Below are 9,129 nucleotides of genomic sequence, written 5' to 3' on the forward strand. Positions count from 1 at the left end.
CGCGGCGGGCGGAAAGGGCCGTCGGCGTGCGGGAAGGCCGTCGGCGCCCGGTGAGGACCGTCCGCGCCCGGGAAGGACGTCGGCGTGCGGGAGAACCGCCGGTACCCGGTGCGGACCGTCAGTCCGCCAGTGCCGCCGGGTGGACCGCACGGGGGCCGAACCGGCGCCTGGCCCGGTCCGCCGCGGACTCCACCGCGCGGGCCCGGTCGGCGCCGGGGTCGAGGGAGAGCTGGCGGTGGGCGAGTCCGGCGGGCAGCAGACCGTCGGCGCGGACCACGAAGGCCCGTACCCGGGCCCGTTGCAGACCGAGACCGGCCAACAGCCCCAGCGCGGCGGCCGCGAGGTCGGGCGAGTGCGCGGTCGCCTCCGGGAGCGCGCAGGTGCGGGTGGTGGAACTGCGGTCGGCGTACCGCACGGTGAGGGTGATCCTGCTCGCGATCCGTCCGTCCTCGCGCAGGCGCCGGCCGATCCGGTCGGCCAGGCCGAGGACGGCCCGGTGGTGCCGGTCGGGGTCGAGGCAGTCCCGGTCGAGCGCGAGGTCGGCGACCAGGTGGGCCGCCGGTTCGGACGGAGTGACCGGCCGCGGGTCGTGACCGCGGGCGCGTTCGGCCAGCAGCCGGGCCGAGCCCGCGCCGAGGAGCCGTTGCAGGGTTCCGGCGGGCAGGTCGGTGAGTTGGCCGATGGTGCGCAGCCCGTACCGGTCGAGGGTGTCGGCCGTGACCCGTCCGACGCCGGGCAGCGCGGTGACCGGACGGGGGTGCAGCCAGTCGGCGGCCTGTCCGTCCCGGACCCAGGTGGTCTCCCCCGGCGCGGACGCGTCGGCGGCCATGGCGGCGAGCATCCGGTTGCCCGCGAGCCCGGCGCTGCTGTCGACGCCGTAGAGGGCCTTCAGCCTCATCTTCGCCAACTGCACCACGTCGTACGGGGAGAGCCCGAAGTAGCGGAGGGCGGAGGTCAGGTCGAGCTGGACGGCGTCCGGCGGCACAGCCTGCACATGAGGCGTGATACCGGACATCAGTTCGATTATATCGGCGTACTGCTCCTCGCCGGGCGGGGCGTGCAGGTGGAGGTGGGCGATGTGCCGCTGCCGTGTGCTCATCCCGCGCTCCCCGGACTGGTGTGACCGAACTTCTTCAGATCGGCCGACCTGCTCCCGGCGGGCTGGAGATCGGCGTACGGATGGAGGCGGGCGCCCGCGGTGCCGTCGGCCAGGGTGCGCCGCGGCTGGGCCGGGGTCGGGTGCGGGCGGCTCTCGCCGAGGAGGGCGAGGGCGGCCTCGGGCCCCTGGTCGCGCCGGGCGGCGGCGATCTCGTCCAGGTCCCAGACCATGGTGCCGACGACGGTGCGGCGGGTGCCGCGGACCTGGACCGTGCCGCGCACCAGCAGCAGCCCGCTGTGGAAGACGGTGTACGCGCAGGCCGGGTGGGAGTCCTCGAAGAACGCCAGGTCGACCAGGCCGGAGCCGTCCTCCAGGGTGACGAAGATGATCCGCTTGCCGCTGGCGATCGGCGGGGTCTGGGTGGAGGCCCGCACCCCGGCGACCAGCACCTGCCGACCGGCCCGCAGCCCGGCCAGGTGCGCCGCGTCGGTCGCGCCGATCTCGCGCAGCAACCGGTGGTGATGCTCCATCAGATGCCGGGAGACGTCGATGCCGAGGGTGCCCAACTCCGCGCCCAGCGCCTCGCGTCCGGTCATCTCGGGCAGCCCGCTGGGCTCGGCCCCGCCGACCGCGCCCGTGTCGAAGGGGAGTTGGCCCGCGCCCGCGGTCCTGGTGCGGGACTGGCGGTGCAACTCGGCGATCTGGAGCAGGAGATCACGCCGGGTGAGGCGGCCGTCGTGCAGACGGTCCAGGGCGCCGATCCCGGCGAGCCGCTCGGCGACGGGACGGCTGGGGCGGCCCCGCTGCCAGAAGTCCGACAGCGACCCGTACGGTTTCCCCGCCGCGATCCGCGCGCACTCCTCCTCGCCGATGCCGTGCACGGCGGAGAGCGCGAGCCGCACGCCCCACGGCTCGCCGTCGCCGGTCCGCTGCACGGCGTGGTACGCCTCGGAGTGGTTGACGTCGACCGGCAGGATCGGCACCCCGCGCCTGCGGGCGTCGGAGACCAGGACCCGCTTGGGCCACATCCCGGGGTCGTGTTCGAGCAGCCCGGCGAGCAGGAACGCCGGGTGGTGCGCCTTGAGCCAGGCGCTCTGCAGGGCGGGGACGGCGAAGGCGACGGCGTGGGCGCGGCAGAAGCCGTACGCGCCGAACGCCTCGACGGTCCCCCAGACCTCGTCCCGGACGGCCGCGTGGTACCCGCGGGCCCGCGCCTGCCGGTGGAACCAGTCCCTGATCCGCGGCAGCCGCTCCTTGTCGCCGAGCGCGCGCCGGGCGATCTCGGCCAGCGCCAGGTCGCAGCCGGTCATCACGTGCAGCGTCTCGATGATCTGCTCGTGCCAGATGGTCACGCCGTAGGTGTCGGCGAGCACCGGTTCCAGGTCCGGGTGGGCGTAGTGCGGGGTGCCGCCGTGCCGGGCGGCGATGTACCGCTCGGGCATGCCGCCGCGGACCGGCCCCGGGCGGAAGAGGCTGATGTCGGCGATGACGTCCTGCTGGTCGCGCGGCTGGAGCCGGGACAGCAGGTCCTGCTGGCCGGGCGACTCCAGTTGGAACAGGCCGAGGGTCTGGCTCTCCTGGATGAGCTTGAACGCGAAGACGTCGTCCAGCGGCACCTGCCGGGGGTCGTCGAGGTCGACGCGGTCGCCGGTGACGCGTTCGATCTCGGCGACGGCGTGCGCCATCGCGGACTGCATCCGCACGCCCAGCACGTCGAGTTTGATGTTGCCGAGCGCCTCGATCTCCTCCTTCGCCGCCATCGCCATCGGGTAGTCGCCCTGCGGGGTGGGCTGGACGGGCAGCCGGTCCAGCAGGGTGGCGTCGCTGATGACGACGCCGCAGGGGTGCATCGCCATGCCGTGGACGAGCGAGTCGAGGCCCTCGGCGAGTTCCCACAGCGGCCCGAACCGGGGTGCCTCGGCGGCGAGTCGGCGCAGTTCGGGCAGTTCGGTGAGGGCGCTCGTGATGTCGGAGGCGCGCAGGTGCGGGAAGCTCTTGGCGATGCGGTCGACGTCGGCGGGCGCGATCCCGAGGGCGAGGCCGGTGTCGCGCAGGGCGCGGCGGGCCCGGTAGGTCTCGGGCATCGCGGTGACCGCGACCCGCTCCTTGCCGAACCGTTCGAAGATCACGTCGTAGCACTCCAGGCGGCGGGCGGACTCCACGTCGATGTCGATGTCGGGCAGCGAGCCCCGGCGCACGCTCAGGAACCGTTCGAACAGCAGCCGGTGCTCCAGCGGGTCGGCGGTGGCGATGCCCAGCGCGTGGCAGACCAGCGATCCGGCGCCCGAGCCGCGGGCGGCGACCCGGATGCCCTTGGCCCGGATGTCGGCCACCACCTGGCTGACGGCGAGGAAGTAGGAGTCGTAGCCGAGCGCGGAGATCACGTCGAGTTCCCGCTCCAGCCGCTGCCGGGCGGTGCTGTCGCGGTCGAGGCCGCGCCTGGCCAGGCCCTCCTCGCTCTGCCCGCGCAGCAGCCGGGCGGCGCCGCGCGGGCCGGGCGCGGCGCCGAACAGCGCCGGTTCGGGGAAGTGGTGGACGCCGAGGCCGAGGTCGGCCCGGGGGTCGACGGCGCACTCGGCGGCCGTGGCGGCGGTGTCCGCCATCAGCCGTTCGGCCCGTCGCGGGTCGGCTCCGGCGCACTCGGCGACCGTCCGGGCGACGGCGGCCATCTCCCGCGCGCCTTTGAGCCAGCGCTGTCCGCTGTCCAGGCGGCGCCGGTCGATCGGGCGCAGCAGCCGGGCGGCGTCGAGGACGTCGGCGAGACGGTGCTGGTCCGGGTCGGCGTAGCGGACGGCGTTGGAGAGCACGGCGGTGGTGCCGGTGCGGTCGGCCAGGGCGAGGGTGCGGGCGGCGAGCCGGAGCGACCCCGGCCCGGTGCCGGAACGTTTCTGCGCGACGATCTCCAGCCGGACCCCGGGCCCGAAGACCTCCCGCCACGGCGCCAGCAGCCGCACGGCGACGTCCTCCCGGCCCGCCGCGAGCGCCCGCGCGGGTTCGGAGAGCGGGCCGAGCAGCACCGTCAACCCGGGACCGCCGTGTGCGCGCAGCGCCTCCCAGCCCACCACGGGGGCGGTGCCGGAGAGCGCGCCGACGTGGGCGGCCGAGGTGATGCGGCACAGCCGCGCCCATCCGGCCCGGTCCCGGGCGAGCAGAGTGAAGCGCAGCGGCGGCTCGACGACATGGGCGCCGCCGCGCGCCGGGGTGCGGGGGCGCGGGGCGGGCGGCGGGGGCGCGAGGGCTTCCACGGCGAGGTCGACGCCGAAGACCGGGCGCACCCCCGATCCGGCGCACGCCCGCGCGAACCGGACGATCCCGGTGACCGTGTCCCGGTCGGTGAGCGCGAGGGTGTCCAGGCCGCGTTCGGCGGCCCTGCGGACCAGGTGCTCGGGGTGGGAGGCGCCGTAGCGGACGGAGTAGCCGGACGCCACGTGCAGATGGGCGAAGCCCGCCATGCCGCACCTCCTTCGCTCTCGCACCCCCTTTTTCGGCCATACGCCCCATATGCTCATCGTACGCTCGTTCGATTACCCTAGCCCCATCCTCCCCGGTAAGCGACTGGGTACGGCATCGATTCGAACACATCAGCGATTCAGGGAGGGGGTGAGGGGTGGCCGAATCCACCTGTCCGCCCTCCCCCGCTCCCGGGCGCGGCGGCCCACGCCCGGCGGATCCGGCCCTGTGCGCCACATCCCCGGCGGCACCGCACCCCGCCGTTCGGGGGCGGTCGGCGGCAGGCGGCGTCGTTCGGCCGGAGCAGTCACCGGCGTCCGGCCGCAGGCACACGGCCCGGCCAGGGCTACCGCCGTCCGGCCGCAGGTACACGACCCGGCCAGGGCTACCGCCGTCCGGCCGCAGGTACACGACCCGGCCGAGGGGTACCCCCGTTCGGCCGACCCCGCCTGCGTCGGCGGCCGGTGTCCCGGAGCGTGAGGGGATGACACAGACCTCCTTCCTCGGCGAGGTGAAGGACGCCGTCACTCCCCGGGCGACCCTGCTGGTCGTCGGCGTGATCGCGCTCCAGCTTCTGTTCATCGCCTCCTACGTGGGCGCCCTGCACGACCCGAAGCCGAAGGACGTGCCCTTCGGGGTGGTGGCGCCCCGGCAGGCGGCGGCCCAGCAGACGGTGGCCCACCTCGAACAGCTGCCCGGTTCACCGCTCGCCCCGCGCACCGTGGCCGACGAGGCGACCGCCCGGAAGAAGATCCTGGACCGGGACCTCGACGGCGCCCTGATCGTCCACCCGGACCGGAGCACCGACACGCTCCTGGTCGCGGGCGGGGGCGGCGCCGCCCTCGCCACCACCCTGGAGAAGCAGCTCACCGCGGTGGAGCGGGCCGAGCGGCGGTCCCTGCGCACCGAGGACCTGGCCCCGGTCTCCGGCGGGGACTTCAACGGACTGTCGTCCTTCTACCTCGTCATCGGCTGGTGCGTGGGCGGCTACCTGTGCGCGTCGATCCTCGCGATCAGCACCGGGGCCCGGCCGGCCAACCCGCGCCGGGCCGCGATCCGGCTGGCCGCCATGGCGCTGGTGTCGGTCGTCGGCGGGCTCGGCGGCGCGGTGATCGTCGGTCCGGTCCTGGGCGCCCTGCCCGGCAGCCTGTTCGGCCTCTGGGGCCTGGGCACGCTCACCACCTTCGCCGTCGGCGCCGCCACCCTCGCCCTCCAGGGGATCTTCGGCATCGTCGGCATCGGACTGGCGATCCTGCTCGTGGTGATCGCGGGCAACCCGAGCGCGGGCGGCGCCTTCCCGCTGCCGATGCTGCCCCCGTTCTGGAAGGCGATCGGCCCGGCACTCCCGCCGGGCGCGGGCACCTGGTCGGCCCGCTCGATCGCCTACTTCCGGGGCGCGGCGATGACCGCCCCCTTGCTGGTGCTGTCGGCGTGGGCCGTCGCCGGGACCGTGATCACCCTGCTGGCCGCGACCCTGCGCGGACGGCGGACACCGGCCGTGACAGCGGGAGTTCACCCGCTCCGCCGGTGAGCGGACCGGCGTCCGGACACACGGAAGTCCCGCCCCTCGCGAGCGGGGCGGGACTTCGTGGACGGCCGGTGTGGGGCCCGGCCTCGGGGGTGGGTCAGCCGATCTCGGCACCGAAGGTCGAGAGCGCCTCGGTGACCGGCTGGAAGAACGTTTCACCGCCGGAGCTGCAGTCGCCGCTGCCGCCGGAGGTGAGGCCGATCGCCGCGTCGCCGTCGAACAGCGAGCCGCCGCTGTCGCCGGGCTCGGCGCAGACGTCGGTCTGGATGAGACCGTTGACGATGTCGCCGTTGCCGTAGTTCACGGTGGCGTCGAGGCCGGTGACCGTCCCGTCGTGGACCTGGGTGGTGGAACCGCTGCGGGTCACCTGCTCGCCGACGGTGGCCTCCGCGGCGTGCGTGATGGCCTGCGTGGAACCGTTGTAGAGGTTCACCTCGCTCGGGTGGTCCACGTCCGACGTGTACTTGACCAGACCGAAGTCGTTGTCGGGGAAGCTGGACTGCTCGTTGGTGCCGATCTCGGCGCCGCTGGAGTCCGACCAGGTCGAGATCGACTCGGTGCAGTGGCCCGCCGTGATGAAGTACGGCTCGCCGCCCTTGACCACGTTGAAGCCGAGCGAGCAGCGCCCGCCGGAGCCGGTGATCGCGTCGCCGCCCGCGATGAGGGGCTTGTACTCCCCCTTCGTGCGCTTGACCTCGGCGGCCTGCCCGAGGCCGTCCACGACCTTGGTGAGCTTCGCCCACTCGGCCTTGGAGACCGTGCGGTCCGCGGTGACGACGACCTTGTTGGTGGTCGGGTCGGTCACCCAGGAGGTGCCCGGGATGGTCGCGTCGCGCTTGAGCGTGGTGCGGGCGACCTTGAGGTCGGCGAGGGAGTTCTCGACGATTCTGGCCTGCGCGCCCGCCGCCTCGACCTTCTTGGCCGCGGTCGCGTCGAGGACGTTCACGACGAGGCTCTTGGCCTTCGCGTCGTAGTACGTGCCCGCCGCGCTGGTGCCCAGGTCCTGACCGAGGGTCGAGGCGAGCTTTCCGGCCGTCGCGGCCGACAGGGTGCGCGGTGCGGAGTCCTTCGCGGGCTCACTGGCGTTCGCAGTCTGGAAGGAGACTCCCGCGACGACCAGTGCGGCAACACCCGCGCCGACCATCGCCGTCTTCCGCCTGGGTATGCGTCGGTGCTTCAACTCGCGTCCTCCTGTGGGGGGTCGACCCGGGAGGTAGTGGGGACCTCACGGGCCGGAAGGCTGGTTGACGTGCGCCACTATTCCGAGATCCGCAGGGAGCACACAAGGTCGACTTCAGGACGCGCGTACGGTCACGGAGCGCACGCCCGCGCCGCCGCCCGTTCGCAGTCGGAGCAGGAAAGTTCGCATTGCAAACACTACGAGCGAGTAACTATCGGCAGAGGGTAAGGATCAGGCATGGCTTGAAATCGACGCTTTGGCAGGTAGTAGCCGCTGCTTCCCCGCCTCCGAAGGCCAACTCCGGTGCCGATCACGGCACTCGGACACGAACGAGCCCCCGCACGACTTACGCGTGCGGGGGCTCGCCCCTTGCTCTGCGATGCCGGATGCCGTCCGATGCCGTCCGATGCCGACCAGGCGGATCAGAGGCGGATCAGAACACGTGCACCCCGTAGGCGCTGAGCGCCTCGGTCACCGGCTGGAAGAACGTCGTGCCGCCGGAGGTGCAGTCGCCGCTGCCGCCGGACGTCAGACCGTACGCGATCCCGCTGTTGGAGTAGAGGGAGCCGCCGGAGTCGCCGGGCTCGGCGCAGACCGTGGTCTGGATCATGCCGTACACGATGTCGCCACCGCCGTAGTTGACCGTCGCGTTGAGCGCGGTGACCCGGCCGCTGTGGATGCCGGTGGTGGAGCCGCGACGGTAGACCGTGGTGCCCACGGAGGGCGTGCCGGCGCTCGTGATGTCGACGCTGCCCACGGTGCCCGCCTTGGCGACCGACGAGTTCGTGTAGCGCACGATCCCGTAGTCGTTGGTCGGGAAGCTGGAGCCGGCGGTGGTGCCGAGCGTGGTGGTGTGACCCGAGTTCGACCACCAGGTGCCCGCGCCGTCGGTGCAGTGACCGGCGGTCAGGAAGTAGTAGTTCCCGCTGTTGTCCTGGACGTTGAAGCCCAGGGAGCAGCGCCAGCTACTCGCATAGATGGCGTCGCCGCCGGCGATCAGCTTGTTGAACTTGCCCGCGGTCCGCTTGATCGTGAGCGCGCCGGAGTTGCCCGCCGCCTGCTCCTTGATCTTCGCGATCTCGGCCTCGGAGACCGTGCTGTCGGCGGTGACGACGACCCGGTTGGTCTTGCTGTCGACGGCCCAGGCGGTGCCGGGGATGTCGGCCTTGAGCACCGAGTCGCTCGCGCTCTTGAGCTGGGTGGCGCTGAACGGGGTGGCGGCCGACGCGCTGGCGTTGGGGAGCGCGATGGCGACCGCGGCGACGAGTCCGGTGGAGAGGGCGATCAGCCGGGTCCGTCTCGTGATGCCGCTGGTGGGGGTGGTGCGCTTGATCCTCACTTGTCGTTCCTCCACAGGGGAAGTCGGGGGCCCTCGTGGGGTTTGGGCCCGTGAGGCGCAGCCAGGTGCGGGGCCATCCGGATTCCGAACATGCCGTGCCCCTGACAAGCGCTGAGGGGGAGTATTCGGCCGCAGCGCCGACAGGCGCAAGGGCGCCTTTCGGCCGTCAACCTTTGAACCAACCATGGGGGAATCTTTAGACATCGCGCGGGCGCCGATGAGGGGGCCGCGTCCGCCCGAGGGCCGCGTCCCGCGGTGCCCGACTCCCGTTCTCCCGGCGGTGGTTGAGCCCCCGTGCCGGATCGGGCCCGCCCGTGGTGACGGCCGCGTGCGGGGCCGGGCGACCGCGCCGGTCCCGCGACGGCGCACTGGAGCGGCGGGGTCCGGGGAGGGAGGACGGCCCCGCACCCCTCGGCACCGGGCGCGGCCGATCACGGGGAGGGCAAGCGGTTGCTGTCGTTCCCGCTGGTGACGTCGACGAGGGGCGCGGACGCCATCGGGCGAGCGCCCGCCCCGGCCGCACGCCCAGGCCA

The 9,129-nt window shown here is 73.5% G+C and carries 5 protein-coding genes; 1 reads left to right on the plus strand and 4 read right to left on the minus strand.

Features of this window, described 5'->3' with window-relative positions:
* Nucleotides 1–118: 118 nt before the first annotated feature.
* Both GA0115242_RS27380 and GA0115242_RS27385 read right to left on the minus strand, forming a co-directional pair.
* Nucleotides 119–1,099, minus strand: coding sequence for a DNA polymerase Y family protein (locus GA0115242_RS27380; RefSeq protein WP_093833054.1), 981 nt, complete (start codon nt 1,097–1,099; stop codon nt 119–121).
* On the minus strand, nt 1,096–4,551 hold the full coding sequence (locus tag GA0115242_RS27385) for a DNA polymerase III subunit alpha (protein WP_093833056.1): 3,456 nt from the start codon (nt 4,549–4,551) through the stop codon (nt 1,096–1,098). The genes GA0115242_RS27380 and GA0115242_RS27385 overlap by 4 nt, the downstream gene beginning before the upstream one ends.
* Before the next feature lie 482 nt (nt 4,552–5,033).
* Here GA0115242_RS27385 and GA0115242_RS27390 point away from each other — a divergent pair, with 482 nt between their 5' ends.
* Nucleotides 5,034–6,080: a DUF3533 domain-containing protein gene (locus GA0115242_RS27390; protein ID WP_093833058.1), complete on the plus strand. Its 1,047-nt coding sequence runs from the start codon at nt 5,034–5,036 to the stop codon at nt 6,078–6,080.
* Nucleotides 6,081–6,174: 94 nt separating this feature from the next.
* Here GA0115242_RS27390 and GA0115242_RS27395 read toward each other — a convergent pair whose 3' ends face one another.
* Nucleotides 6,175–7,257 carry a S1 family peptidase gene (locus tag GA0115242_RS27395; RefSeq protein WP_093833060.1) on the minus strand — a complete coding sequence of 361 codons (1,083 nt, stop codon included), beginning with the start codon at nt 7,255–7,257 and terminating at the stop codon, nt 6,175–6,177.
* A gap of 433 nt (nt 7,258–7,690) precedes the next feature.
* A complete protein-coding gene (locus GA0115242_RS27400) occupies nt 7,691–8,596 on the minus strand; it encodes a S1 family peptidase (RefSeq protein ID WP_093833062.1) in 906 nt (301 codons plus the stop codon).
* Nucleotides 8,597–9,129: the final 533 nt, after the last annotated feature.

Source organism: Streptomyces sp. SolWspMP-5a-2 (genome assembly GCF_900091845.1).
In the GTDB taxonomy this organism is placed as follows: Bacteria; Actinomycetota; Actinomycetes; order Streptomycetales; family Streptomycetaceae; genus Streptomyces; species Streptomyces doudnae.